Origin of the sequence: Campylobacter concisus, from assembly GCF_003048375.1 — a bacterium.
Classification (GTDB): Bacteria; Campylobacterota; Campylobacteria; order Campylobacterales; family Campylobacteraceae; genus Campylobacter_A; species Campylobacter_A concisus_T.
The window spans coordinates 1,552,203-1,577,700 of sequence record NZ_CP021642.1 but is presented as its reverse complement, the minus strand read 5'-3'; the positions used below and the strand labels follow the sequence as shown (position 1 = coordinate 1,577,700).

Genomic DNA, 25,498 nt, shown 5'->3' with positions numbered 1-25,498 from the left:
TTTACTCTATGATCTTTGGCACAGCGAAAAAGTGCCCTTCGCGTGAAGGGGCGTGCTTTAAAATTTCATTGACAACGTCACTTAAATGTGGCTCATCTTCTCTTAATGGAGTGCCACCTTTTATAGAGCTAACTACGGCCTCATCGCTACTTAGATCAAGCTCATTTAAAACATCGACAAAAGATACGATTTCACTTAATTGCTTCTTGATCTCTTCTCTTTTTTCATCATTAATTTGTAATGCGGAGAGTTTTTCTAGTTTATTTAAGAGAGTGTCGTCTATTTGCATTATTAAGCAACCTTTTAATTGATTTTGAGGCATTATATCACATTCAAGCTTTAATTTTGGGCTACTTTTAATTTAATTATGCTAAAATCTGCGAATTAAAATTTTTCAAAAGCAAGGAAAAACGTTGGCTATAAAAGAAGATTTAACCGAGATAAAAAAAGAGATCGACGCCCAGGAGCAGTTTCTTGAGAGTATGATCAAGGGAGAGCGTTTTTTTAGGAAATACAAAACTTTGCTGATCGTGCTATGCGTGGCAGCTATCGTCGCACTCATCGGATTTTACGCTAGTAAGGTTTTAAACGACAACAGAGTTGAGGAGGCAAATTTAGCCTATTCAAAGCTTATTTTAAATCCAAATGACGCAAGCGCTTTAAATGTTTTAAAGGAGAAAGAGCCAAGCTTATATGCACTTTTTTCACTTGGGCAAATGCTTGATAAAAACGATACAAAAGGCATTAGCGAGCTTGCAAATTTAAAAGTAAATCCGATCGTAAAAGATATCATCCTTTCACAAACTGGCGATGCAAATACTCAAATTTTAAGCGAATATAACACACTTTTAAAAGGTTTTGAGCTTTTAAAACAAAATAAAATCAAAGAGGCAAATGTGGAATTTGACAAGATCGCACTTGACTCACAACTACAAACTTTAGTTAAAAATTTAAAACACTATCAGGGAATAAAATAATGAAAAAACTTACACTATTCTTGGCTTTTGCCTTGGCTTTAGTTCTAAGCGGATGCGGCACAAAAAGACAATATTTTGAGCCTGCGCAAACTTCTGGCGAGATATCTTTATCAAAAGATCTTCCTTCTTACATCAAATCAGCAAATGCAAATGGCGCAACGCTGGATAATGGCAACATCATCACTAAAAATGGGCTAAATAAAAGCATTACCTTGCCTGAAAATTTCAACTTCTTAAACGAAAACAACGGCTTTGTTATCTCAGCTAGTATAAATGGCGATCTAAACGTGACTGATCCTAGCGGTCATAGCGTTTATAGTGGTAAATTTCCAACTGCGATCGTAGCAGCCTCACTTGATCAAAACCAGCTTGCAGCTATCAGCGCATCAAACCACATCTATCTAATCGACATCAACACAGCTACGACACTAATGGAGTATAGCTCATCTGAAATCGCAGCGGTTGACTCAAGAGTTGTGGCACCTTACTTTATGAGCTCACTCATCGTCTATCCAGCACTCGATGGTAAAATTTACATCGTGCAAAAAGAGACTGGTAGAATTTTACGCGACGTTGTCGTAAGCTCTGAAAATTTCTTTAACAACATCATATTTTTAGGCGTTGAGGGCGATAACCTAATCGCAGCAACAGCCAAAAAACTAATCGTCATCAACCCAAGCCAAACAGTCTATTATGACGGTGAGATCAAAGACGTGCTAGTTCATAACGATGAAATTTACATCTTTAAAAAAGATGGCACGATAGTAAGAACAGACCTCATGCTAAAAGAGCAAAATAAGGTAAATTTCAAATTTGCTATCTTTTCAGCGGCTACTATCATCAATAATAAGCTCTATGTCATCGAAAAAACAGGCTATGTTATAAAGACAAATTTAGATCTTAGCGGAGCTGAAATTTATGAGTTTAGCGACGAGATAAAAGATAAGAGCTTCATGGGAAATGGCACATTTTACTACGATAACGAGTATGTTAATCTAGGACAATGAGCCAGAAAATTTGGGAGCTTTTCGAAGCTAAAAAGATCTTGCTAAGGGATATAAAAAGGCTTGATCTTAGCGAATTTACCAAGAAACGCTCGCTTGAGGCGTTTTTTGGTGTCGATACAAAAAATTTCTACGAGATCGTTTTTTTAAGAAGTGCAAAGAGCAGGCTTTTGCTTAAAGAAGCCAGCGAGATAAATGAAATTTGCACTAAATTTGAAGAGAAATTTCAAACCAAGATCAAAAAACGTGTGATCTTTTACAACTCTCAAATTTGCTCAAAATCCCTAAACTACTTCAAAGAAGAAGGCTGGAGCTGTTATGATTTTGTGTGATATCGGCAACACCAACGCCTCTTTTTTGCAAAATGGCAAGATCACACATATAAAAGTTAGCGAATTTAAAAACTACAAGCCAGACGAAAAGGTCTATTTTATCTGCGTAAATGAAGAAATTTTGCGGATGATAGATAAGGACGAAATGTTTGTAAATTTAGAGCCATACTTTGAGATAGACACGATCTATCAAGGTCTTGGAGTAGATAGAAAAGCGGGTTGTTATATGATAAATGATGGCGTTATAGTAGATGCTGGAAGTGCCATAACCGTTGATATAATGGCAAACTCACTTCATCTTGGCGGCTACATCTTGCCAGGCATCGCAACTATGTTAAATGCCTATAAAAGCATCTCGCCACGCCTTGATGTGACACTAAATTCGCAAATAGACATCGATGCGTTGCCTCAAAAGACGAGCGATGCTGTGAGTTATGGCATCATAAAGCCCATTATAACGCTTATTTCAAAGTTAGCAGGCAGCAAAAAGGTCTATTTTACTGGCGGAGATGGTGACTTTTTATCTAAATTTTTTAAAAATGCCATTTGCGACAAGATGCTGATCTTTCGTGCCATGCAAAAAATAATCGATGAGAAAAAGGAAATTTTAAAATGATAACAGTAGCCTTGCCAAAGGGCAGGATCGCAGAAGATACACTTGAAATTTTTAGAAAAATTTTTGGTTCGAGCTTTATGTTTGAGGATAGAAAACTCATCCTTGAAGAGGGAAATTTTAGATTTTTAATGGTTCGCAACCAAGATATCCCAACATACGTCACTGAAGGAGCTGCAGATATCGGTGTGGTCGGCCTTGACGTGCTTGAAGAGCATAAGCCAAATGTAGTGAGGCTACTTGATCTACAAATAGGCAAGTGCAAGGTCTGCATCGGCATAAAAAACGAAGATGAGCTTGATTTTTCAAGGTCTGAGCTAAAGATCGCTACCAAGATGCCAAATATCACCAGAAACTACTTTGCTAAGCTTGCCGTTGGCGTCAAGATCATCAAGCTTTATGGCTCGATCGAGCTAGCGCCACTTGTCGGACTAAGCGACGCGATCGTCGATGTGGTCGAGACTGGTTCAACCATGAAACAAAATGGGCTAAAAGTGGCTGGTGACATCATGCAAAGCTCAGCTTACTTGATCGCAAATAAAAATAGTTTTATCATCAAAAAAGATGAAATTTTGGAGCTTTATCAAAAGATAAAAGAGGAAATTTCAAAGTAAAATTTGAAAAATGTAAATAGCACAAATAAAGAAAAATGGTTAAGGTAAAACACTGTTGCTTCCAAATGAAAGAGGCAACGAAATTAAATTGTAAGTTTCATAACAATATTTATGATTGCCCAGACGTGCTTATTTCGTATTATCCTAAATTTGATGAATATGGAATTATCATTCACGATGGTGGCACAAGCAGTATTTCAATCAAATTTTGCCCTTTTTGTGGTACAAAATTACCAAAATCAAAACGAGATAAATGGTTTGATAAAATGGAAAAATTAGGAATAGATATTGATAATGATGAAATTCCTAAAGTATATTTAAATTATGGTTGGTGGTTGAAGAAGTGATTGAAAATTATTTTTTAACTCTTTTTAATCAACATAAAAACTAGTTGTTGCCAATTTTAAACGGCTATCACATAAAAAATCTTTAGAAATTTCTATTTAATTAGATGTAAAAGCAAGATAAAATACTTAATATTTTTTTCTCCACTCAGAATGGCGGTGTGTTTTGTTAGATTTTTTAAGACCGAGCAGATATAACTTTGTATAAAAACAGCAAATTTGCTTTAAATTCTGCTGGCAAAATTTGATCCAAGATGGTAAATTTTATTTGATACAGTTAAAATTTAAATGGGAAGAATGAGCAAATTCAGATCAAAAAATATAATTGTTTTTACATTTTAAAATGGCAATCTAAATTTAAATTTTTAACTTTTCTTGATAGTTAAATTCAACCCAAAACAACAAATTTAGCCTAAATTTTCCCGCCAAACATCTCATACATCGCCTTCTCTTCGCCCCAAAGCTCGCGGTGCTTTTTGATAGATGATTTGATAGCGTTTATGAGATAGAGCACGTCCTCTTTTGTGTGCGTGTAGTGCATGCTCACCCTTACAAAACCTGGCTTTTTCTCTAAGATCTTATTTTCTTTAAGCCCTAGCAGATCAAAAGCATAAGGCCCAGCGCACATCACGCCAGCGCGGCTTTGTATGCCGTAGTTGTTGCTAAGAGTTGCGGCAAAGTCATAAGGCGAAATGTCACGCACATTAAATGAAAAAATAGGCAGTTTTTCTGCATTTTTAGGACCATAAATGGTGATATCTTCGATGCTGCTAAGCTCTTTTTCAAAGAAATTTGCCAGCTCATCTTCGCGTGCTTTGATATTTTCTACTCCGACACTTGCTTGCAAGTTGTAGGCTAGGCTTGCTCGCACCAGCCCCAAGATAGATGGCGTACCAGCCTCTTCAAGCTGCTCGGCATTTTTTATAAAAAGGTGCTTTGACGGCGTCGCAAGAGCGATGGTGCCGCCACCTGCAAAGCTTGGTATGTCGCTTGTATAAAGCTCTTTTTTGATCGCCAAAAGCCCGCAACTCCCAACTCCACCAAGTAGCTTGTGGGGCGAAAAAAAGGCTGCGTCAAAGTAGGCGGCGTCTAAATTTTCATGCGAGCTGGTCGCCGCGCAGTCAAATGCCACCACTCCGCCAAATTTCTTAACGAGCGAGTAAATTCTCTTGTAGTCGGTTTTCACGCCTGTGACGTTTGAGGCGGCGCTAAAGCAGGCTATGATCTTTCTTTTTGCGTTTAGTTTTAGCGTCCTCTCAAGCATCACGTAGTCTATCTCGCCGTTTTCATCAAGCAAGGTGCGCTCGCAGTCACAAAGTCCTTCGCGAAAGCTGATCTCGTTTGAGTGGTGCTCATAGGGCCCAACCAGCACGAGTGGTAAATTTACGCTTCTTAAATTTGCTTCGCCGATCAAAGCTCTTGTGATTGGTGGCAGATAAATTCCCATAATCTCCTGAAATTTCTTTATCGCAGCCGTTGCGCCTTGACCTGTTGCTATTAGATAAAAGCTATCATCAAGCCCCAAAAGCTCCTTTAGCTCGGCTCTTGCGTTTTCGTAGCGTTTTTGCGTTAGCACAGCGTTTGAACTACTGTCTGAGTGAGTGTTTGCGTAGGTTTTTAAAAATTTTGAAATTTCATCTTCGATAGGCGCATAGGCAAGGCCTGAGGCCGTGTAGTCAAAATAGTAAATTCCATCTTTTAAAATGATATTTTTTCTTACTTCATCTATAGTTGGCACGATTTTCCTTTTGGTTAAAAGCGCGATTATAATGAAATTTTGTATAAAGTGAGGTTACAAGCGGGCAGGGCGCCCACTCGCGTGTGTTTATTTGTTTAAGAAGTTTTTTTCTAACCACTCGTTAGCTTTTGCTTCACTCTCAAATCTTTGGCTCTTAGCAACTTGGTTTGCACCCTCGTAGAAACGGATACGAATGCCGTCTTGAACGCTATCGATCTTGATTCTAGTGATCTTATCTTTGTTTAGATAAGTCCTGTCGTTTAGTTTTACATACATGTTTTTCTCCTTTTAAAAATTTGGTTTATTTTTTATCGTTTTTATTCTCGTCTTGTTTTAAAAATAGCTCTTTAAAGCGCTTGTTTGCATAGTCTTCGATGTCGTTTTGAAGCTGCTTATAGGCGTTTATAAGCTCATGGGCCCTATCATTTAGCGTGGTGCCAGCGCTATCTCCGCCGCCTTGCTTGGTCGTAAAGAGATCTTCTTTTAAATTTTTTTGCAAAATTTGCAGATGCGACCAGCATTTTTTATAGTTCATACCTAAAATTTCAGCTGCCTTTGATATAGAGCCAACCTCGGCTATAACGTCTAAAACTTCGGTTTTGCCCTTGCCAAATATAAGCTCGCCCTCGTCGTTTTCTATCCAAGTCTTTGTCTTTACTCTCATCTTTTTGCCTTTCTTTTCCTTAAAACAGCCTAGCTGACAGTACTTCACGTCAAAGCCGTAGTCTCTAAGCGTCGAGCGCATGGTCTTTAGCCCGCCGTTAGCCGCCGCCATCTCTCTTGCATCTTTGCAAAAAACTCTGCCCTTTTCGTCGCACACTTCTTTTAGTTTTAGTGACAATGTAAATTTACCGCGGTCTTTATCTAGGGCGCCAAACTGTCCAAGCTCGCAGTTGTCTATCTTTATACCAAGCCTAGTTGCCTCGTCGCTTACCTCGCCGACTTCTATGCCAAGCTTGCTTGCGATCTTAAAAGCCGTGCCGCAGTCAAGTTTGCCGCTTTTATTTAGCGTTTGTTTTATTAGCTCTTCTAAATTTTTACTCATAAATTCTCTCTTCGCCGCTATAAACGTTGATATTTTCGCCCCTTGCAAAGCCACAAAGTGTAAGCTCAAATTTACGAGCGATCACTACGCCAAGGCTAGTTGGCGCTGTCCTTGAGATAAGCGCTGGGACGCCGTGCATAACAGCCTTTGCGACCATCTCTGAACTCAGCCTGCCACTCACCATTAAAAATGAATTTGCTAAGTTAGCTCCGTCTAAAACAGCCTTGCCAACGGCTTTATCGATCGTGTTGTGCTGAGCTATATCCTCGCCTATGTAAAATTTATCTTCGCTCACAAAAAGCTTTGCCGTATGCACGCAGCCAGTCATCTCGTAAAGCTCGCACTGCGTGTAAAACTCCTTCATTTGAGCAAGGATCATATCTTTGTTAAATTTAGCCCCGCTTTTTACGGCTCTTGCTGCCATCGCCTGTGGGTCGATATTTGCCGTTGAGCTTCTACCGCAGCCACTTATTATGACCTTTTCTTCGTCAAACTGCTCTAGGCGCTTTTCGTTCACTTTGGCGCTTACATAGACGCTTAGCTCATCGCTTGAGAGCCTAACTTCTGTTATGTCCTCTGGCTTTGTGATGACGTTTTCGCTGATCAAATAGCCTACAGCAAGCGCCTTTTGATCAGTTGGCGTTGCCATAACGGCACCAAATTTTTTATCATTTATGTAAATTTCAAGCTTGATCTCACGCACCAAGATATCATCAACTTGCGCTTTTTGCTCGCCTTTATATTTGATGATCTGCGTTTTGTAAATCGGTTCCATCTTGCTCCTTGAAGTTTTCACAAATGATAGCCCAAAAAGCTAAATTTAATTTTGGATTGTAGTAAAAATTTGCTTAAACAAAGCAAAAAGCTTAAACGCATTTTGATACGAAATAAACGTTACTGTAATTAAAATTTGATATGCAAAATAGGCATATTTCTTAAACTTATTTTGCTATTTATTTTTTATATCACGGATACTCAAAGCCAAATTCATACTCTTTTAAAACATCGCCATAAAAGATAAATTTCTCATAGTAGAGCGGCATGTCAAATTCTTGCAAGAGGCGGCTCTTACTTTGCTTGGTGGTATAGGTAACAGTAGTTGTGTCATTTTCCTCTAGTAGGTCGTTTGGCTTGCCTAGCTTATTTAAAATTTGCTCTTGTTTGTCGCCAAGCTTGATACCAGAATTTGTAGTAAATTCTTTTATCTTGCTGAAATTTATATAATCTTTAGTCAAATTTTTATCATAAAATTTGACGTTTATCCTTTGAATTTCGCCGTTACCTCCACAGCAAAAATCAAGCGTCATTATTTGCGTTTTGTCTAAATTTATAAAGCTTGCCTTTTCGCCATCTAAGAAGTATTTGACGTTATGTAAAGCTAGTTTTTTACCAACCTTGATATTATCTACACTCGTTATGCGTGGTAAATTTTCGCTAGCAGCTAAATTTAGAAAGCCTAAAATTATAGATAGCATTAAAAAGCTTTTTATAGAAAATTTATTCATCCTTGTTAAAGTCGCTCCAGCCGTTGTTAAGATATTTTGTATTGGGGCTAAATTCCCCAACTCCCACATCAAGATCGCCGCTGTTTGGTATCCTGTAATGCCCCCATGCGCATGGTTTTGCTTGCGCCTTGCCCACCTTGCACTCTCCACAAAATAGATCATTTGCGTACATATCCTCATCTTCTGATATATCGTCATACGCTAGTCTTTGATCGCTATTAATGTACCATTTTATGAGCATTTGACCTTTGGCTTGAAAACCTCCATCGCCTTTTAAGATATAGCTCGCTAAGGCTATGCCTTGGGCTTTGATCTTGCCTTTTATAAAGTCATCAACGCTGTAGTTTAAATTTATATACTTTTTTATTTTGGTTATTTGAATTTCGCCGTTAAATGGGCGAGCCTCTGCGGTTATTTTATATTCACCAGATACTATATATTTTGTCTTTGAGACCTTTTTGACGCTGTTAAAATTTATATGTAGCCTGTGATAATCAGCTCCGATATAGCCCAAAAATTTTGTACGAGTGTCAGCTATAATGCCATAAAAATCAAATTTATCAAATTTGTCATCGTTGATAAAATGAGCCTTGCTATCTAAATATCTACTAAAGCACTGCTTGGTGGTTTGCTCTGCAAAAAGAGCTAGCGACATAAATAGCACTAGATAAAAAAGAATTATTTTATTGATGGTTTTCATTTTTGTATTTGTTTTGTAGCTTCTTATAAAATTTTTCAAAGCTCACAGGTAGCCTTTTATCTATTTCTTTAAGTTTGGATAGGAATTCTTCTTGTTCTATCTGTTGTAAATCATCGCTTTTAAAAATAGTTTTTCCTTGCTTAAAAACGTTCAAATACATTTTTCCACCAGACATTATGTCGCCATAAATTTCATACATGTAGTTTGAATTTCTAAATTTATACCCCATCAAGCGCTCATTTATACTATTTTTTATTGGTGTTGGTTTTGATAAAATTTCTAAACTTTTGCTATTTCTTTTATTTACCCCAAAATAACCACCATTTGTACAATGTATGTCACCCTCACATTCGAACATCAGAATAGCTATTAAAAATTTTTCATTTTCATAGTAATACCCGAACTCATCAGCCTTGATAAATGCAAAGAATAAATTGATTAAAATAAAAAATCTAAAAACTACCATAGTTCTTTCTTTTAAAATTTACTGCGAAATAGTAATTACAAAATCACACACTGGGTCATTTATCAAATTTTAAGTATTTACTATCGCAATCTTCAAAATAAATATACTTGCTCATAGAGTTTCCGTAGTTTTGTATGACTATGCTACCATTTTCATACATCCCGTCAATCTTTTTTAATTTTATATAAAATCCACCTTCGCCGTTGCTTTTTATGCTTGATATATAGCCTTGTGATTTTGTCTGATTATTCTCCACTATCTTGTAAAAATACTTCGCTTTATTGGTATTTTTCGTTATTTCTATTGAAATATTACAAGACTCATTCTTGTAAATCCCCGTTAAATTTATATTTTTTGCGTAGGCGTTATGCGCTATAAAGCCTAGTGCTATAAAATAAAAAACAACTATCTTGTTTGTCATACCTATGTCCGTGCTTTTTTAACCGCATTATATCTATTTAACAAAGGCAAAACTATATCTTTTTGATCTTTCCATTCTCAAATTTATATTTGCTTTCGTCAGATAGTTTCCCGCTACCTTTAAAATTTGGGTCGCCGTTGTTGGTTAGTGCATTTTTGTGTGGTTTGTCTATTATCAAGATGCCTCTATCACTGACTTCAAAAAATGGCACACCCGCGCACCAATCTATCTCGCCTTGAAATTTTATCTTGTCGTCATCTTTCTTTTCAAAAATTCTCAAAGGCCCGTGTCCATTGCAAGCAGCATAGTTTTGTATGTCTTGAAATATCCACACTTCGCTGCTATTAACTTTGGTATAAAATATTAAATTTGGTTCAAGCTCATACTCGCACTCTCTGCTATATATCTCTTCATCATTTATGCTTATGGAGCATTTGTTATCCTTGCTATATGTTTCTATATTTAAGTTTTGAGCATTAGAAAATATAGCTAAAAGTAGCAATAAGTATAAAAATCTAGTTTTTGACATCGTTTTTTCTATTTTCAGGTAAAACTAAATGGCCATTTTTATCAATGAGTGAGTATTGCACGAGCATGATATATAACATGTCATCTATCTGTGGGTAGTCGTCATCATAGTGGTAACTTTTGTATTTTTGTAAAAAGTCATTGTTTATTTCAGTTCTTTTTACATCTCTTGGCATGCTACCATTTTCTATCGGTACATATTTTAAAGTATCTTCAAATACCTCTTTAAATTTGTGGTAATCTTCACCGTAAATTCTACTAAATAGCTCTTTATCGTTCTCGTAAAGCATTAAAGATAGCTTAGCAGTATACTCTCTATAGAAATTCTTTATGCAGTAGATACTTTCAGATACAAAAAATGCTGATTTAGCAACAAAGCTATAGTCATACTCTTTTTTGGAGTATCTGATACACTCTTTTTGAGTTTTAGCTATCCTATCTCTAGCTATCTTTTGAGCTTTTTCTTTTAAATTTGGAGCTTCTTTTATTATTAGATTATAAATATCAGCAAAATAGTTATCCCTAAAAGAGTTATAGTCTGACTGGCATATAAAGTCTTCTAAAGAGTATTTTTTAAATTTATACTTTCCTTTGGTGTCATAGCAAGCAAAGCTTGGTTTACTCTTTGTACCGTAGTCTCTCCAAGGGCTTGAATCATAATCATTTAGTTGGTAAAAATCATTACTAAATTTATTGATAGCATTTTCAGGGGTTAAAGGCTCAAAAGCGCTTAAATTTAAACTAGCAATTAGGGCTAACAATATAATTTTAAATTTCATTCTATTCCCTTACTGAAATATTTTAAACACATTTGCTGTTTTTATGCGTTTATAGGCTTCTTTTCTCTGCTCAAGACTAAGTTTTTGTGGATTTATAACAGCAGTTATACGTTCTACTATATCGCTATTGTCCGAATCTGCTTTACTTTCATCAGCTATTTCATAAAGACGATATTTTTTAGGCTTTGGTCTTTCTATAGTCCAAAAATATGCAGCAGAGACTAGAGCATATTTTCCATCTGAAATTAATAAATCTGGTGAATTTACAAAATTTACTTCTTCATCTAGCCAATAATTATTATGCGCATATTTGTTGAAATCTTTATAGTTAAATTTTCCAGTAAGTTGCTTAATTCCTCTACCTCTAAAATTAAATCCATCATCGCCACCATCATTACCCAAATAACCCTTTCCACGATCAGAGTACATAGCGTTACCAACAAATTTTGCCCATTTTGAAGGATCTGTCTTGTCATAATATTGCGGATATAGTTTTTTGGCTTCTTCTAATCTGGCTTTGCCTCTATGGCTAATTATATTATTCTCTGTAAATTTCCCCAGTTCTTCTTCTAAAGTAAAATCACCTTTTGTTGTCTTTGCCTCTACAAAGCATTGCCCAAAAAAATGCTCCAATCTATTTCTAGTATCAAGCTTATATTTTACATACATTTGAATTCCATCTTCATCATCTCTTCTATTTAACTCATCCACCATCTCTTGCAAGATATATTCTTGATTTGTTTTTATATTGGTAAATACCTGCTTTAGCATACTTAGCGTAAAAGGATAGTCTTTGATCTCTATTAAAACATTTGCTTCTCTATCCCCATCCACCCACATACCCTTATCTACTCTTGTTATGCTCTTTGACTCATTAAAAGAGTTGATAAAGCTATTCATATTATCTTTGCTTAGTAGATTGATACCATACTTGGTATCTTGGTTTATCTTTGTTTGACCTGTTTGGTTTGTGTTGCTTGGGTTTTGATTGTTTGTGGAATTTGCTTCATCTATGTAAATTTGATATCTCTTATTTGTACTATCTTCACTCTTTAGCTCTTTAGTAAGTTTGTCATCTTCATAGATATTTATATCCTGTGCTGACATATCTTTATTTATATATAAGTAGCCACTTTTATTTACTAAGGCATCATCATGATTTAGACTAGCTTTAAAGCTCTTCTCTTTTATAGCATGCTCAAACTCATATATGATGAGCTTATCATCTTTAAATTTAATATATAAAGGTATCTTTATATCTATCCTTATATGGTTTTTACCATATACGCTTTGATATTTAAATTTATCACTCTCACCTTCAAGATATGCAAAAAATACTATAGTATGACCACCTTGCTTTAGCCTCTCTAGATCATCTTTTTTTATAAGATCTGAAATTTTAAATCTTATCTCTTTACCCTTTTTATCTTTTAGCTCTACCACATCTTTAGGATTTGATTTAGATACTTCGTTATACTCTATGGTTTTTATGACCTTATATCCCCAAAGTACCTCTTTATACCTCTTACTACCTTTTTCTTGTTTATATATAGCCTTTAAACTTATCTCTTCATTTGTCTTAAATGGATACTCACTATCAGAGACTACATTTACTATATGATCTGTTATATCTCTTAAAGATACCTTGTTTGTATAGCTAAAGCTACCACCACTTTTATCTTTATATCCTATAGATATGATAGCTGTACCAGTGTAGGCATGTATCCCTTTGGTATCATAAATTTTGCTTAGATCACTTGAATAGACTATAAGCTTAGTATCTTTCTTGTCATTTCTATCTATAGGGATATTAAATGTAGCTGTATATGAGTTTTTGATATCAGAGTCTTTATTTTTAACTAAAGATGTACTCTCATATATATTTTTATCACCGCAGTGGTGAAGATATATCTTATCTATATCACTAGCTTCACCTTTTTCGTTTTCAATGATGAGATTATTTAGTGTTAGAGCAAGGCTTGAGCTAGATGTTGATGTAGGTTCTGCATTATTACCAAGAGCTAGACGAAGCTTCATATCAAACATAGCTGAGTCTTTATCATCTCTAAGGGTAAAGTTATTCTCCTTAGCGAAATTTAGAAGGTTGAAATTTAGATATTCGTCTTTAGATGAGGGGAGGGGGAAGTGGCTCATCTTTACGACACCATCTTCTAGCTTGTACTCTATCTCATCGCTACTTTGTCTTATGCTAGTAAAGCAAGCGCCCTTTGTCTTGTTTTTATCATCTTTGCCATCATCGTTTTCTTTATAAAGGATCACACTATCTGACTTTGTCTTTGCGTTTTTAAATTTGATATCTCTATCAGCTGAAGCGCCTTTGTTCTCTTTCTCATAAGAGTCAAATTTAAAGTCAGTGAGTATTAGCTCGCATAAATTTAGCTTGCCATAGTTTGGTCTGCTAGGATTTAGCTCTTTTGGGTTTAGCTCGCTGCAGTCAAATTCGCTTTGGCTGGCTAGCACGATGGTAAAGTTGCTCTTTTTAGGCTGAAATATCCTAATAGGAGTAGCAGTCTTTATAGGGCAGAGTATGAGCATATCCTCTTGTTTATAAAGCTCTTCTTCTCTTCTTTTTAAGAGCTTATTTATCCTTGAAGCGTTAGACGTAGAAGAGGAGGTTAAATTTACGCAGTAGATATTTTCAGTGCTAAATTTCTTTGATGTTTGAGAGGCTAAAAGAGAATTTAGCTTATCAGCAAATGGCTTAAACAGCCCCTCACACTTTGAATCGGTGCTGTTTGATCTCTCTTTGTCTTTTTGCATAAATTCTAAGTGTGTGACGTCTTCTTTGTGCTCTTTGCCGTTTTTGTCTTTTGTTACATACATAGCTTTAGAGATATTTAGGTGAGTAAAGATATCTATGCACTCACCAAAGCTGACGCGCTCCATGCTAGCCGCGCTAGACGTGTCGTTTAGAGCTTTGTTGTTTTCGTCTGACTCATAAAGGCCAAACTGAGCTGAGATCTTTTTTCTTAAAAGTTTAAGGTTATGTGGATTATCGCCGCTAAAGCTCTCGAAAGCAAGCCAAAACCACGCTTTAAAGCGACTTTTGCTCTTGATATAGCTTGCTAAAGCTGGGTCGATATTTTTCTTGCTACTTATGTGAAGCAGGGCTAGGAGTGCGACGTGCTCTTTTGAAACATTAGACGCCACATATGAAGTGAGCTTGACCTCTTCTAAAATTGCCAGCGACGAGCCTCTTAGCTTCTCTTTTATATCAGCCGCTAGTGGCTTTAGCTTTGACTCTAAAATGGCATTTAACTGCTCATCTTGGCTAAATTTAAACTCAGGCAACTCTGCGCCAGCGCTGCCAGATGCCTTTGCGTAAGCAACCCTTGCAGCATTATTTATATCGTTAAAAAGCTTTTCTGCATCTATCTTTGAAACCACGGTTTTTGTTGTAGTGTTGGTTATGGTTTTTCTAATAGCCTCGATCACTTTTGCTTTGCTAGCACCATAAATTTGAGTGCATATCGTGTCTAGATCGTCTTTTAGACTAAAGCTATAGCCCATAAGTAGCTTGTCACCAGAGATGAAAGGCTTATTGATGTCGGCGCTATATGATAGTTTGATGATATCTATTAAGTTTTCTTTAAAATTTGCATCATTTCTAGGGGTGATTGGCATAAAATTCTTCCTTAATTTTTTCGCTAAATATTAGCATAAACTTAAAAAGTATTCAATAAAAAACTCTTATAGAGAAAATTTTTGCTTTTTCTTTAAATTTTGGTAGCAAAATTTAGACAAAACGCTAATATCTAAAAAATAGCTTAAAATCAAAGAGCCCTTATAAACTCTTTAAATTTATCTCCTCGTTCGGCGTAGCTCTTAAACTGATCAAGGCTCGCAGCTGCTGGGCTTAGAAGCGCTATCTCGCCACTTTTAAGCTCTTTGCTTATCTCATTTACGGCGTTTTGTAAAAAGTCGCATTTTAGGGCTGGCACACTAAATTTAGCAGCTAAATTCATAAGTTTGTCGCTGTTTGAGCCGATGGCGTAAATTTTGACCTTAAGGCCCTTTAAAATCTCAAATAGCTCATCCATGCTAACGCCCTTGTCATCGCCACCTAAGATTAGGTGCATGAAGTGATCTTTGTAGCGTTTTACGGCTTGAATGCTCGCATCTATGTTGGTCGCTTTTGTGTCATTTACCCAGGTTCGACCATTGTTATCAGTAAATTCTTCAAGCTTGTTTGCTTCGATAACAAATGTGTTTAAAAGCTCAACGTCACAGCGGTCAAATAAAATTTTCTCCACCGCAAGTGCTAGCAGTGCATCAAGTAAAAACGGCGTTTTAAAGGCTATATCGCCCAAATTTACGCCGCAAAATTTAGCCAAGTCGCTCTCATCCTTATATGCGATCACTTTTGCCTTTGTAGGCGTTTTAGCGTAAATTTCAGGCACGATCGCCACGCTCGTTTCACTCATGCTAGCAAGCGGCTTAAGCTTTGCCTTTTCGTACTCGCTCATGTTTCCATGCCAGCTTAGATGATCTGGAGTGATCGGCAAAAGCACGTAGATGCCAGGCGTTGCGCGGTTTGTGTAGTGCAGCGTAAATGAGCTAGTCTCAAGTATCCAAATTTTAGCGTGCGGGTTTAAATTTGCTAGCGCGATGCCGACGTTTCCGCCCATTACTGAGCCTTTGCTCTCTAGCAGGTGCTGCATCATCTTTGTGGTCGTCGTCTTGCCGTTTGTGCCGCTTATCCAGATGTTAAATGGCAGATGCGCCTTGTAAATTTCATAAAAATAGTCATATTCGCTGATTAAATTTTTAGCTTTTTTGATAAGCTCGTGGTGAGGTGGGATGCCAGGGCTTGGTATCTCTAGGCCGCTTTTTGCTGGGTCAAATTTGCTAACTGGCAAAAGAGCATTGCCAAACTCATCCTTAGAAATTTCGCTAAATTTATCGTCATAGATATCCCAAAGTCCGTCATTTACGAAGTTTTTAGCGATCGCCTTTGTCGTGCCACCATAGCCAAATAGTGATTTTCTCATACTTTTATCCTCTTTTGCCCCATAAAATTTCTACTATCTCGTTAGCACTTAGCTCACGCATCACGCCCTCTATCTCGCGGCGCTCAAAGAGCTCAAAGCTAAAGGTTTTGGCAAAATTTAGCTTCAAAAACTCTGCAAAATAAGCACCCTTGCAAGCAAATGTCACTCTTGCGTAAAATGCCTCTAAAAAATCATCTTCAAATTCAGGCGTAGGCGCCAACATGCGCTCCACAATCTCGCTAAGCTCGTCTTTTGTTATGTCAGCCACCACTTTTGGCTCTGGCAAAGCGATGTCAAAGGCGAGATTTTCAGCGCCCTCGGCCTCCCACCACTCGTGCAGGCTAAATTTACTCATATCTTTGCCGCTTATCTTGGCTAGACGCTGCTCTACTTTGCGGTACTCTTCGCCGTCCTCATCGCCAAATTCGTCGCAATAGTCGGTGTAGGCTAAAATTTGCTCCAAAATTTCATCATACTTTTTTCTAGCACTCTCAAAGTCAGGCTCTATCTGCGCTCGCATGATCTACCTGATCTTTAGCGCCGTTAGTGCGATCAAATTTGCCAAAAGTGCGATGATCCAAAAGCGCACGATGATCTTATTTTCTGCCCAGCCCTTTATCTCAAAATGGTGATGTATAGGCGCCATGAGAAAAATTCTGCGTTTAAAAATTTTAAAGCTACCCACCTGCAAGATGACGCTTAGGGTCTCAACGACAAAGATGAGGCCGATGATAATGAGCAAAATTTCGTTTTTGGTCGCAACGCCCATAAAGCCGATATATGCGCCAACGCTTAGGCTGCCGCTATCGCCCATAAAGACTTCAGCCGGATGGCAGTTAAACCACAAAAAGCCCATGAGTGAGCCAATTAGCGCAGAGGCTACGACGACGCTCTCGCCAACGCCTGCGATCTTTGGTAAAAGTAGGTACGAGCTAAAGACAGCGTGACCGCAGATGTAGGCAAAAACGCCAAGAGTTAGAAGCGAAAATATCGATGGCACGGCGGCAAGTCCGTCAAGTCCGTCTGTTAAATTTACCGCATTTGAAGCCGCGACGATGACAAGCGTCCAAAAGAAAATGGCAAAAATTTTCATGTCAAAGATCGGCTGCTTGTAAAATGGCAGGTAAAACTCGGTGTTTAGCTCTTTACTGATGTATAAAAAGGCTGCGAGTAAAAAGGCGATTAAAAATTGAAAAAAGAGCTTTGCCTTTGGGCTTAGACCAGCGTGGTTTTTCGCACCTAAAATTTTGCTGTAGTCATCCTTGTAGCCAAGCAAAGTGAAGCAAACTAGGCAAAAGAGCGAGGCTAGCACAAAGGCGTTATCAAGCCTAGCGCAGATGATCGTGGCGATCACGGCTGTAAAGACAAAGACAAGTCCGCCCATGGTTGGCGTTTTAGCCTTTTTTTGGTGAGTTTGTGGCGCGAGCTCGTAGATAGGCTGGGCGGCGTTTTTTGCCTTTGCCCAAGCGATAAATTTAGGCATCAGATAAGCTGTCAAGATAAATGCTATGAAAAACGCGATGCCAGCGCGAACGGTGATATACTGAAAGATATTAAAATTTAAAATTTCGTAGATATAGTAAAACATAGGGGCCTTTATTTTAAAAAAAAGCAATTTTAGTATAATGGCCTTAAAAATTATCTAAATTTAAGGATAAAATTTAAAAATGGCTCAAAAAACTATACTTATAATAACTGATGGCATCGGATCAAACAAAAATGGCAAATTTAATGCATTTGAGGCGGCCAAAAAGCCAAACTACGATAAATTTTTTAAAGAAATTCCAAACTCGCTCATAAAAACTTCTGGAAACGCCGTGGGACTACCCAAAGGGCAGATGGGAAATAGCGAAGTAGGGCACATGTGCATAGGAAGCGGTCGAGTTTTGTATCAAAATTTGGTCAAAATTTCACGCGGCTTTAATGACGGCTCAATAGCAGAAAATGAAGCGCTAAAAGTTCTTTTTAAAAAGTGCAAAAAGATCCACGTCATAGGGCTTTATAGCGACGGCGGCGTGCACTCTCATATGGAGCATTTTGATGGTATGTGCGAGCTTGCTAGTAAAAATGGCTGCGAAGTTTTTGCCCACGCTATCACCGACGGACGCGACGTTAGCCCAAATAGCGGTTTAAATTTCATAAAAAGCTTGGAGGCTAAATTTAAGGTAGCGACCGTTTGTGGGAGATTTTACGCGATGGATAGAGACAAACGTTGGGAGCGCGTAAAAGAGGCCTATGACAGCCTAGTAAATGGGGCAAATTTAAGCGATCTGGCACCAAGCGAGTATCTACAAAAAAGCTATGATGAGGGCGTGACAGACGAGTTTGTAAAGCCAGCAAGCTTTAATGGCTTTAAGGGCATAGGCAAAGATGACGGCGTGATCGTAATAAATTTTAGAAATGATAGAGCAAGAGAGATTTGCCAGGCTCTAGGCGAGGAGAAATTTAGCGAGTTTGAGCGACCTTTTGCTATCAAAAATCTAATCACCATGACCGAATACGACGCAAATTTTAAATTTGAAGTGCTCTTTAAAAATGAAAAGATAAAAAACACTCTAAGCGAGGTCATAGCAGCTGCTGGACTAAGGCAGCTTCACACGGCTGAGACTGAAAAATACGCCCACGTAACATTTTTCTTTAATGGTGGCGTCGAGGAGCTAGCTAGCAACGAAACTAGGGTGCTAATCCCCAGTCCAAAGGTCAAAACCTACGACGAAAAGCCAGAGATGAGTGCTGCTGATGTTTGCAAAGCCGTGCTAAAGGGCATGGATGACGAGCAAGACTTTATAGTGGTAAATTTCGCAAATGGCGATATGGTGGGGCATACTGGCAACTACGAGGCCGCTATAAAGGCGGTTGAGGCAGTGGATAGGGCTCTTGGAGAAATTTACACCAAGGCAAAAGAGAAAAACTACGCGATGATCATCACGAGCGATCACGGAAACTGCGAAGAGATGCGTGATAGCAGCGGCGAGCTACTGACAAACCACACGACCTATGACGTCTTTTGCTTTGTGATGGCTGAAGGTGTAAAAGAGCTAAAAAATGGCGGTCTAAACAACATTGCGCCTAGCGTTTTAAAGCTCATGGGGCTTGAGATCCCAGCTGAAATGGACGAGGCGTTATTTTAAATTTGATAATATAAGCAAAATTTATAAGGAGAATCTATGAAATTTAGCGGAAAAAACGTGCTAATAACAGGTGCAAGTAGAGGTATCGGCGCACAGATCGCAAAGACGCTTGCAAATATGGGCTTAAAAGTGTGGATAAACTACCGCTCAAAGCCTGAGATAGCAGACGCTTTGCAAGCTGAGATCGAGCAAAATGGCGGCAAGGCTGCGGTGATAAAATTTGACGCAACAGACGAAGATGAGTTTATAAAAGGTATAAATTTGATAGTTGATAGCGACGGTGAGCTAAGCTACCTCGTAAATAACGCTGGCATCACAAATGACAAGCTAGCGCTTCGCATGAAAACTAGCGAATTTACAGATGTGATAAATGCAAATTTAACTTCAGCTTTCATAGGATGTAGAGAGGCTTTAAAAGTGATGAGTAAAAAGCGCTTTGGAGCGGTCGTAAACGTCGCATCTATCGTTGGTGAGATGGGAAATGCAGGGCAGGTGAATTATTCAGCCAGCAAGGGCGGACTAATCGCCATGAGTAAGAGCTTTGCAAAAGAGGGCGCAAGTAGAAATATCCGCTTTAACAGCGTAACTCCGGGCTTTATCGAGACTGATATGACGCATGGACTAAGTGATGAGGTGAAAAAAACTTATAGCGATAATATCCCACTAAAACGCTTTGGCAGTGCTAGCGAGGTGGCCGAGGCGGTTGCATTTTTACTAAGTGATCATGCTAGCTACGTGACTGGCGAGACGCTAAAAATAAACGGCGGACTTTATATGTAATGAAATTTCAACAAGTTTTGAAATTTAAAATAAATAAAAGCGTAAATATTATAAGATAACAGACATTTTTTATAAGGAGACCTTAAATGGCAGTATTTGAAGACGTAAGAGACGTAGTTGTAGAGCAACTAAGCGTAGATCCACAAGCGGTAAAACTAGAGTCTAAAATCATCGAAGATTTAGGCGCTGATTCACTTGACGTTGTAGAGCTAGTTATGGCTTTAGAAGAGAAATTTGAAGTAGAAATTCCTGATAGCGAAGCAGAGAAATTAGTAAGCATTCAAGACGTTGTAAATTATATAGAAAAACTAGGCAAATAATTTAAATTTGCATAGTTTGATTTAAGGAGATGTATTGAAACGAGTCGTTGTAACTGGTATTGGCATGATAAACGCACTTGGTCTTGATAAAGAGAGCTCTTTTAAGGCTATTTGCGAGGGTAAAACAGGTGTGAAAGAGATCACGAGCTTTGATGTAAGCGAATTCCCTGTTAAAATTGCTGCCGAGATAACTGATTTTGATCCAAATAGCATTTTAGACGGCAAAGAGGTGAAAAAAGTAGATCGTTTCATACAGCTTGGCATAAAAGCATCTAACGAAGCTATGGCTGATGCAAATTTTAAGGAGTTTGACGCTCACAAATTTGGCGTTAGTTCAGCTGCTGGTATAGGCGGTTTGCCAAATATTGAGAAAAACTCAATCACATATTTTGAAAAAGGCGTAAAGAGAATTTCACCATTTTTCATCCCATCTGCACTTGTAAATATGCTAGGTGGCATAGTTTCAATAAACCACGGACTAAAAGGTCCAAATTTATCAAGCGTAACAGCTTGTGCAGCAAGCACTCATGCGATATCACAAGCTGCAAAATGCATAATGATTGGTCAAGCTACAAATATGCTAGTTATCGGCGCTGAGTCAACTATCTGTGGCGTTGGCATAGGCGGTTTTGCGGCGATGAAAGCGCTATCAACTAGAAATGATGAACCAAGTAAGGCATCAAGGCCATTTGATGCAAACCGCGATGGTTTTGTAATGGGCGAAGGCGCTGGCGCACTTGTGCTTGAAGAGTATGAGTCAGCTGTTGCAAGAGGTGCTAAAATTTACGCTGAAGTAGTTGGATTTGGTGAGAGCGGAGATGCACACCATATCACATCACCAACACTTGAAGGTCCATTAAGCGCGATGAAGCAAGCACTTGATATGGCAAAAGGCGTAAAGATAGACTACGTGAACGCACATGGTACTTCAACGCCAGTAAATGATAAAAATGAGACAGCTGCGTTAAAGGCTGTTTTTGGTGATAAGTGCCCACCAGTTAGTTCAACTAAAGGTCAGACTGGACACTGCTTAGGTGGTGCTGGTGCGATCGAAGCTGTCATATCTATAATGGCAATGAGAGATGGCATCATCCCTCCAACGATAAACTACGAAACGCCAGATCCAGACTGTGATCTAGACTACGTTCCAAATAAAGCTAGAAAAGCTGATATAAAAGCTGTCATGAGCAACTCATTTGGCTTTGGCGGAACAAACGGCGTCGTGATATTTAAAAAGTTGGATTAAGATGTCAAATTATTTAGATTTTGAAAAGAGCATAAAGCAAATTGATGAAGATATAGCAAATGCTAAGATCAGAGGCGATGAACATGCTGTTGAAATTTTAAATAAGAACCTATCTAAAGAGATATCAAAAGTATATAAAAATTTAAACGAATATCAACGTTTACAACTTGCTCGTCACCCAGATAGGCCATACGCTATTGATTATATAAATTCATTTTTAGTTGATGGCTATGAGATCCATGGCGACAGGGCATTTCGCGACGACCCAGCAATAGTCTGCTACATCGGTTATATCGGAGGCAAAAAGGCTGTCGTTATAGGTGAGCAAAAAGGTCGTGGCACTAAAAATAAACTAAAAAGAAATTTTGGTATGCCTCATCCAGAGGGTTACCGAAAGGCTTTACGCGTAGCAAAATTGGCTGAGAAATTTAACCTACCTATCTTATTTTTGATAGACACTCCGGGCGCATATCCTGGTGTTGGCGCTGAAGAGCGAGGTCAAAGCGAGGCCATAGCTAGAAATTTATTTGAATTTGCAAATTTAAAAACTCCAATAATAGCTGTCGTTATCGGCGAAGGCGGAAGTGGCGGTGCTTTAGCAATAGGCGTGGCTGATAGACTTGCCATGATGAAAAACTCTGTCTTTTCAGTCATCTCGCCAGAAGGTTGTGCAGCGATACTTTGGAACGATCCAGCTAAACAAGAGCAAGCCACAAAATCGATGAAGATAACGGCTGATGACTTAAAAAATTTATCGCTTATAGATGACGTGATAAACGAGCCGATAAATGGAGCTCATAGAGATAAAGACGGTGCTGCAAAAGCACTTGCAAACTACTTCATCTCAGAGCTAGCTGAGCTTGAGAAGCTTGATATAAACGAGCTTGTCGTAAAAAGAATAGACAAAATTCTCTCTATCGGGGCTTACGAAGAGTAAAATTTATAGTCGCAAGTGAGTTAAAAGTTTAGGTAAATTCGCTTGTGGCTCTCATTTGCGCTAAATTTAATATACCTTTTTTAAATTTTAAAAATTAAACAATTTTATATTTTTATCACACTCTTTTAAATTTTAATAACTCATCTATGCGACTTTTAAGTCTTTAAAGCTAAAATTCTTAGCAAATTTCATAAAGGCTATTTGTGGATAAATTTCAAGAAAAATATATAAACCTTTCAAAAGATTACTACAAAAATAACGGCAATGCGGCGAGCGTGGAGGCTTTGTATCAGTTTAAAGAAGAGCTTGAAGCAAGCGAGGAGCCGCAGGCAAAACACGTTTTAGTAGATATTTATCAGCTTTTGTCTATGCAAAAGAGCGCTTATGAGCTACTTTTAAAGATACACGATAGAAACGACAAAAAGCAACTAAAAACGCTTGGCTATCTTGCGCAGTTTGTGGATAAGGGCGACAAATGGGCAGTGCCAAGGCCAAAAAGTAAAGGGCAAATTTTAGCCCAAAAGGCAAAGGTCGCCACCTTACCAAAATTTCGCTATCACCCAGAGCCATTAAAAACTGGCGCATTTAAAGATGATATGAGTGTCACCTGCGAGTGCTGCGGCGAAACCACTGAAATTTACTATGATAATGGCATCTATAGCGAGCAAGACGTCACCTATCTTTGCCCAGCTTGCATTGCAAATGGCGCAGCTGCTAAGAAATTTGACGCTACATTTGTGCAAGACGCCGACAAGCTTGCCACGGATGACGCCAAAAAAGATGATGAGCTTTTTAGAAGAACACCTGGCTATGAGAGCTGGCAGGGCGAACACTGGGTGGTGTGCTGTGATGATTATTGCGCATTTTTAGGCGATGTGGGCACAAAGGAGCTTGAGGAGCTCGGCATCGCAGACGAGGTTTTTGATGACTACACAAAAAGGGATAAGTATGACGTGAAAATGGCGCGCGAGATGCTCGTGGCGGGCGGCAACTTTGCTGGGTATTTGTTTCGCTGCTTACACTGCAAAAAGTATCACATCTACATTGATGCTTGCTAGAAAGGAAAAATATGGATCTAAATGAAATTGCAAAAGGCTGCAAAGAGCGCGGCTTGGATGAGCTTTTTGAGTTTTTAAAGCCAATGGCTAAAAATGCTATAAAGATAGATGCGCAGGCTAGAGATGACGGTGATATCGCTGTTGGAGCGTCTAAATTTGGCGGGCAGCCAGATCTGCCAGCTAGCGTGTCTTGGCCCTCAAATGAAAACGGCGCGCTTAGCTTTGTGGCGCAGATAAATTTTACTGAAGTCAGCAAATTTGACACCGACGGGTTACTACCAAAAAGTGGCATGCTCTATCTTTTTTATGATATAAATTTGCGTGTTTGGGGTTACGACCCTGCTGATAAAAAGGGCTTTGCTGTGATCTTTAGTGAGGCAGCTCAAGACCAGCTTGCTCGCCAAAACATGGATAGCGGAAATTTCACATTTGGCGCACGCTCTCTTAGCTTTAAAAACGAGCTAAATTTGCCAAGTTTGCAAAGCTCGCTCGTACCATTTGGCAAATTTAGCGAGGAGGAGTGGGAGGCATATCACGAGGTCATTGAGCCAAGCTGGCAGGCCAAAGAAAACAAGCTACTTGGTCACTCTGACAACATCCAAGATGGCATGGAGCTAGAGTGTGAGCTCGTGGCAAACGGCCTTGACTGCGGCGATGGTAGCGCTTATCACCACCCAAATATCGCGTAGTTTGAGAAAAATGCCGCCCAGTGGCAGCTGCTTTTGCAGATAGATAGCGACTGGGATAGCGACATGGACTGGGACGGAGAGGGTAGAGTTTATCTGTGGATAAAGAGGGACGACCTGGCGGCGCGCGACTTTAGCAAGACGTGGCTAGTTTTGCAGACAAGCTAGGGCCGAAATTTAGCCAAGAGCTTTTGATATGTGTCCGGTAGTAAAATTATTATTGCTGTTTTTGGCGAGCCATATAAATTTCGCGTTTAGAATATGTAAATTTAAAGGCAAATGGTAGATGAAATTTATACTGGCTAGATCAAATTTAAATTTTTTATAATTTACCGCCAGCCAAATTTACCTTGCAAGTGACTTTTGCTACCAAACTAGTGGCTCATCGCTAAAATTTCCAGCGCCCTTTATGTTCTTTAAATTTCTGCTTGCTAATCATCTCGCACTTTGAGTGAATTTTTGCAATCTTTTATTAGTTATACTCGCAATTTTTTGGTGCAACCACTAAAAAGCTAGTCCTGTTGCACAAAGTGCCTCATTTTGCTGCATAAGATCTTTTTATCGTCATTGGCAAATAAAATATACCAAAATCAAAGATAAATTTTTGATCAATTTCGCATTTTTCTTCATTTAAATGCTTTATCCACGTTATTTTTTACTGTCCGCTGCGCCAGTGTAAATTTTGCGTGATGTGTGTGTCGCGCCAAAAAGTAGCGTGATCTTAGGCATACGTCTGCAAAAATTTTATCACTCACCTTGTCGTGGGTGGCAGTTGTCTTTTTTAACTAAAATTTAAGCGTTTTAATTTTATTTATCAAGATTTTCAAGCATCATAAAATTTATATTATTTTACTAGCTCGATCTTGATCTGCCCGTCTTTTGCGACCGAACTCACATCGCCCTCGATCACGCCTAAACGCACGATGCCCTCATAATAGGGCTGGTAGCCGTAGTAGATGACAAAGTTGTTCCACGGAGCAAAGTACGAGATCTCGCCTTTTTTGCCGTCGCTGCCGCTCGGAGCGCCTCTTGTATCAAGCGGTTTTGGCAGCTTGGCGATCTTTTCGTGTCCGCCGTAGTCCTCTAAATTTAGCGTTAGCGGTAGCTGTGCGGCAAAGCTTCTTGCTGCTGCCGTATCGTCTAGGATAGCCGTCGCTTCGCCGTTAGAGCTCTTTAGGATTATCTTTAAATTTTGCATTTTCTCTCCTGCTGCCAAATTTAACCCCGCAAAAAGCATAAAGATGGCTAAAATTTTTCTCATT

Annotated in this window: 28 protein-coding genes and 1 pseudogene; 13 read left to right on the top strand and 16 right to left on the bottom strand. The window is 38.6% G+C overall.

The genetic code is table 11. The features are described from left to right. Position 1 precedes the first annotated feature (1 nt). Positions 2-289, bottom strand: a complete 288-nt coding sequence (gene gatC, locus CCS77_RS07855; protein ID WP_107917063.1) for an Asp-tRNA(Asn)/Glu-tRNA(Gln) amidotransferase subunit GatC — start codon at positions 287-289, stop codon at positions 2-4. Positions 290-413: 124 nt separating this feature from the next. Here gatC and CCS77_RS07850 point away from each other — a divergent pair, with 124 nt between their 5' ends. Genes CCS77_RS07850 through CCS77_RS07825 form a run of 6 tightly spaced genes read left to right on the top strand, consistent with a single transcriptional unit; the run spans position 414 to position 3,887 of the window. Further along, on the top strand, positions 414-977 hold the full coding sequence (locus CCS77_RS07850; RefSeq protein ID WP_107917062.1) for a hypothetical protein: 564 nt from the start codon (positions 414-416) through the stop codon (positions 975-977). Continuing rightward, on the top strand, positions 977-1,984 hold the full coding sequence (locus tag CCS77_RS07845; protein ID WP_107917061.1) for an L-seryl-tRNA selenium transferase: 1,008 nt from the start codon (positions 977-979) through the stop codon (positions 1,982-1,984). Before CCS77_RS07850 ends, CCS77_RS07845 begins: the two co-directional genes overlap by 1 nt. Further along, positions 1,981-2,313 carry a hypothetical protein gene (locus CCS77_RS07840; RefSeq protein ID WP_107917060.1) on the top strand — a complete coding sequence of 111 codons (333 nt, stop codon included), beginning with the start codon at positions 1,981-1,983 and terminating at the stop codon, positions 2,311-2,313. The genes CCS77_RS07845 and CCS77_RS07840 overlap by 4 nt, the downstream gene beginning before the upstream one ends. Further along, on the top strand, positions 2,300-2,929 hold the full coding sequence (locus tag CCS77_RS07835) for a type III pantothenate kinase (protein ID WP_021087426.1): 630 nt from the start codon (positions 2,300-2,302) through the stop codon (positions 2,927-2,929). Before CCS77_RS07840 ends, CCS77_RS07835 begins: the two co-directional genes overlap by 14 nt. Then, positions 2,926-3,540 (top strand): ATP phosphoribosyltransferase, encoded by a 615-nt coding sequence (gene hisG / locus CCS77_RS07830; RefSeq protein WP_103642445.1) that lies wholly within the window; start codon positions 2,926-2,928, stop codon positions 3,538-3,540. Before CCS77_RS07835 ends, hisG begins: the two co-directional genes overlap by 4 nt. 35 nt (positions 3,541-3,575) lie before the next feature. Next, complete coding sequence (locus CCS77_RS07825; RefSeq protein ID WP_201741709.1) at positions 3,576-3,887, top strand: DUF6980 family protein; 312 nt, start codon at positions 3,576-3,578, stop codon at positions 3,885-3,887. 409 nt (positions 3,888-4,296) lie between these two features. On the opposite strand, the gene CCS77_RS07820 is transcribed toward CCS77_RS07825, so the two are convergent. The 14 genes from CCS77_RS07820 to mraY all read right to left on the bottom strand — a co-directional run bounded on the left by CCS77_RS07820 (position 4,297) and on the right by mraY (position 17,666). Then, entirely contained in the window at positions 4,297-5,622 is a 1,326-nt protein-coding gene (locus CCS77_RS07820) for an aminotransferase class V-fold PLP-dependent enzyme (RefSeq protein WP_107917059.1), read from the bottom strand. 87 nt (positions 5,623-5,709) lie between these two features. Further along, a complete protein-coding gene (locus tag CCS77_RS07815; protein ID WP_002941192.1) occupies positions 5,710-5,898 on the bottom strand; it encodes a hypothetical protein in 189 nt (62 codons plus the stop codon). A gap of 25 nt (positions 5,899-5,923) precedes the next feature. Beyond that, entirely contained in the window at positions 5,924-6,667 is a 744-nt protein-coding gene (locus tag CCS77_RS07810) for a winged helix-turn-helix domain-containing protein (protein WP_107917058.1), read from the bottom strand. Further along, positions 6,660-7,442: a formate dehydrogenase accessory sulfurtransferase FdhD gene (fdhD, locus tag CCS77_RS07805; protein WP_103598042.1), complete on the bottom strand. Its 783-nt coding sequence runs from the start codon at positions 7,440-7,442 to the stop codon at positions 6,660-6,662. Before fdhD ends, CCS77_RS07810 begins: the two co-directional genes overlap by 8 nt. Before the next feature lie 190 nt (positions 7,443-7,632). Further along, positions 7,633-8,142, bottom strand: a complete 510-nt coding sequence (locus CCS77_RS07800) for a hypothetical protein (RefSeq protein WP_201741708.1) — start codon at positions 8,140-8,142, stop codon at positions 7,633-7,635. Positions 8,143-8,164: 22 nt separating this feature from the next. Next, on the bottom strand, positions 8,165-8,872 hold the full coding sequence (locus tag CCS77_RS07795) for a hypothetical protein (RefSeq protein WP_236635261.1): 708 nt from the start codon (positions 8,870-8,872) through the stop codon (positions 8,165-8,167). Beyond that, on the bottom strand, positions 8,856-9,338 hold the full coding sequence (locus CCS77_RS07790) for a hypothetical protein (protein ID WP_107917056.1): 483 nt from the start codon (positions 9,336-9,338) through the stop codon (positions 8,856-8,858). Before CCS77_RS07790 ends, CCS77_RS07795 begins: the two co-directional genes overlap by 17 nt. 55 nt (positions 9,339-9,393) lie before the next feature. Continuing rightward, positions 9,394-9,759, bottom strand: a complete 366-nt coding sequence (locus CCS77_RS07785; RefSeq protein ID WP_103596712.1) for a hypothetical protein — start codon at positions 9,757-9,759, stop codon at positions 9,394-9,396. A 52-nt stretch (positions 9,760-9,811) separates the two neighbouring features. Beyond that, positions 9,812-10,288, bottom strand: coding sequence for a hypothetical protein (locus CCS77_RS07780; RefSeq protein ID WP_103596713.1), 477 nt, complete (start codon positions 10,286-10,288; stop codon positions 9,812-9,814). After that, positions 10,275-11,066, bottom strand: a complete 792-nt coding sequence (locus CCS77_RS07775; protein WP_107917055.1) for a hypothetical protein — start codon at positions 11,064-11,066, stop codon at positions 10,275-10,277. Before CCS77_RS07775 ends, CCS77_RS07780 begins: the two co-directional genes overlap by 14 nt. A gap of 9 nt (positions 11,067-11,075) precedes the next feature. Further along, entirely contained in the window at positions 11,076-14,711 is a 3,636-nt protein-coding gene (locus CCS77_RS07770; protein WP_107917054.1) for a glycoside hydrolase family 19 protein, read from the bottom strand. A gap of 149 nt (positions 14,712-14,860) precedes the next feature. Continuing rightward, positions 14,861-16,078 carry a UDP-N-acetylmuramoyl-L-alanine--D-glutamate ligase gene (murD, locus tag CCS77_RS07765; protein WP_107917053.1) on the bottom strand — a complete coding sequence of 406 codons (1,218 nt, stop codon included), beginning with the start codon at positions 16,076-16,078 and terminating at the stop codon, positions 14,861-14,863. A 4-nt stretch (positions 16,079-16,082) separates the two neighbouring features. Then, positions 16,083-16,598 (bottom strand): hypothetical protein, encoded by a 516-nt coding sequence (locus CCS77_RS07760; RefSeq protein ID WP_107917052.1) that lies wholly within the window; start codon positions 16,596-16,598, stop codon positions 16,083-16,085. Positions 16,599-16,601: 3 nt separating this feature from the next. Continuing rightward, the gene (gene mraY, locus CCS77_RS07755) at positions 16,602-17,666 is read right to left on the bottom strand and encodes a phospho-N-acetylmuramoyl-pentapeptide-transferase (protein WP_021086091.1); all 1,065 of its coding nucleotides are present in this window, start codon (positions 17,664-17,666) and stop codon (positions 16,602-16,604) included. A gap of 79 nt (positions 17,667-17,745) precedes the next feature. Here mraY and gpmI point away from each other — a divergent pair, with 79 nt between their 5' ends. The 7 genes and pseudogenes from gpmI to CCS77_RS07720 all read left to right on the top strand — a co-directional run bounded on the left by gpmI (position 17,746) and on the right by CCS77_RS07720 (position 24,404). After that, positions 17,746-19,209 (top strand): 2,3-bisphosphoglycerate-independent phosphoglycerate mutase, encoded by a 1,464-nt coding sequence (gene gpmI, locus CCS77_RS07750; RefSeq protein WP_107917051.1) that lies wholly within the window; start codon positions 17,746-17,748, stop codon positions 19,207-19,209. A gap of 36 nt (positions 19,210-19,245) precedes the next feature. After that, on the top strand, positions 19,246-19,989 hold the full coding sequence (gene fabG, locus CCS77_RS07745; RefSeq protein WP_021083753.1) for a 3-oxoacyl-ACP reductase FabG: 744 nt from the start codon (positions 19,246-19,248) through the stop codon (positions 19,987-19,989). A gap of 86 nt (positions 19,990-20,075) precedes the next feature. Further along, on the top strand, positions 20,076-20,309 hold the full coding sequence (acpP, locus tag CCS77_RS07740; RefSeq protein WP_002941395.1) for an acyl carrier protein: 234 nt from the start codon (positions 20,076-20,078) through the stop codon (positions 20,307-20,309). A 34-nt stretch (positions 20,310-20,343) separates the two neighbouring features. After that, a complete protein-coding gene (locus CCS77_RS07735; RefSeq protein ID WP_021085320.1) occupies positions 20,344-21,555 on the top strand; it encodes a beta-ketoacyl-ACP synthase II in 1,212 nt (403 codons plus the stop codon). A 1-nt stretch (position 21,556) separates the two neighbouring features. Then, on the top strand, positions 21,557-22,492 hold the full coding sequence (gene accA, locus CCS77_RS07730; RefSeq protein ID WP_107917050.1) for an acetyl-CoA carboxylase carboxyl transferase subunit alpha: 936 nt from the start codon (positions 21,557-21,559) through the stop codon (positions 22,490-22,492). A gap of 203 nt (positions 22,493-22,695) precedes the next feature. Beyond that, entirely contained in the window at positions 22,696-23,550 is an 855-nt protein-coding gene (locus CCS77_RS07725) for a CbrC family protein (RefSeq protein WP_107917049.1), read from the top strand. A gap of 11 nt (positions 23,551-23,561) precedes the next feature. Further along, a pseudogene (locus CCS77_RS07720) lies at positions 23,562-24,404 on the top strand (YwqG family protein). A 676-nt stretch (positions 24,405-25,080) separates the two neighbouring features. Here the strand turns inward: CCS77_RS07720 and CCS77_RS07715 are convergent. After that, positions 25,081-25,497 (bottom strand): cyclophilin-like fold protein, encoded by a 417-nt coding sequence (locus CCS77_RS07715; protein WP_051257412.1) that lies wholly within the window; start codon positions 25,495-25,497, stop codon positions 25,081-25,083. Between the last annotated feature and the right edge of the window lies 1 nt (position 25,498).

Coding starts and splice junctions, on each gene's coding strand:
- gatC (WP_107917063.1), bottom strand. CDS start 289: ATGCAAATAGACGACACTCTCTTAAATAAACTAGAAAAACTCTCCGCA.
- CCS77_RS07845 (WP_107917061.1), top strand. CDS start 977: ATGAAAAAACTTACACTATTCTTGGCTTTTGCCTTGGCTTTAGTTCTA.
- CCS77_RS07840 (WP_107917060.1), top strand. CDS start 1,981: ATGAGCCAGAAAATTTGGGAGCTTTTCGAAGCTAAAAAGATCTTGCTA.
- CCS77_RS07835 (WP_021087426.1), top strand. CDS start 2,300: ATGATTTTGTGTGATATCGGCAACACCAACGCCTCTTTTTTGCAAAAT.
- hisG (WP_103642445.1), top strand. CDS start 2,926: ATGATAACAGTAGCCTTGCCAAAGGGCAGGATCGCAGAAGATACACTT.
- CCS77_RS07825 (WP_201741709.1), top strand. CDS start 3,576: ATGGTTAAGGTAAAACACTGTTGCTTCCAAATGAAAGAGGCAACGAAA.
- CCS77_RS07815 (WP_002941192.1), bottom strand. CDS start 5,898: ATGTATGTAAAACTAAACGACAGGACTTATCTAAACAAAGATAAGATC.
- CCS77_RS07810 (WP_107917058.1), bottom strand. CDS start 6,667: ATGAGTAAAAATTTAGAAGAGCTAATAAAACAAACGCTAAATAAAAGC.
- fdhD (WP_103598042.1), bottom strand. CDS start 7,442: ATGGAACCGATTTACAAAACGCAGATCATCAAATATAAAGGCGAGCAA.
- CCS77_RS07800 (WP_201741708.1), bottom strand. CDS start 8,142: ATGCTATCTATAATTTTAGGCTTTCTAAATTTAGCTGCTAGCGAAAAT.
- CCS77_RS07795 (WP_236635261.1), bottom strand. CDS start 8,872: ATGAAAACCATCAATAAAATAATTCTTTTTTATCTAGTGCTATTTATG.
- CCS77_RS07790 (WP_107917056.1), bottom strand. CDS start 9,338: ATGGTAGTTTTTAGATTTTTTATTTTAATCAATTTATTCTTTGCATTT.
- CCS77_RS07785 (WP_103596712.1), bottom strand. CDS start 9,759: ATGACAAACAAGATAGTTGTTTTTTATTTTATAGCACTAGGCTTTATA.
- CCS77_RS07780 (WP_103596713.1), bottom strand. CDS start 10,288: ATGTCAAAAACTAGATTTTTATACTTATTGCTACTTTTAGCTATATTT.
- CCS77_RS07775 (WP_107917055.1), bottom strand. CDS start 11,066: ATGAAATTTAAAATTATATTGTTAGCCCTAATTGCTAGTTTAAATTTA.
- CCS77_RS07770 (WP_107917054.1), bottom strand. CDS start 14,711: ATGCCAATCACCCCTAGAAATGATGCAAATTTTAAAGAAAACTTAATA.
- murD (WP_107917053.1), bottom strand. CDS start 16,078: ATGAGAAAATCACTATTTGGCTATGGTGGCACGACAAAGGCGATCGCT.
- CCS77_RS07760 (WP_107917052.1), bottom strand. CDS start 16,598: ATGCGAGCGCAGATAGAGCCTGACTTTGAGAGTGCTAGAAAAAAGTAT.
- mraY (WP_021086091.1), bottom strand. CDS start 17,666: ATGTTTTACTATATCTACGAAATTTTAAATTTTAATATCTTTCAGTAT.
- gpmI (WP_107917051.1), top strand. CDS start 17,746: ATGGCTCAAAAAACTATACTTATAATAACTGATGGCATCGGATCAAAC.
- fabG (WP_021083753.1), top strand. CDS start 19,246: ATGAAATTTAGCGGAAAAAACGTGCTAATAACAGGTGCAAGTAGAGGT.
- acpP (WP_002941395.1), top strand. CDS start 20,076: ATGGCAGTATTTGAAGACGTAAGAGACGTAGTTGTAGAGCAACTAAGC.
- accA (WP_107917050.1), top strand. CDS start 21,557: ATGTCAAATTATTTAGATTTTGAAAAGAGCATAAAGCAAATTGATGAA.
- CCS77_RS07715 (WP_051257412.1), bottom strand. CDS start 25,497: ATGAGAAAAATTTTAGCCATCTTTATGCTTTTTGCGGGGTTAAATTTG.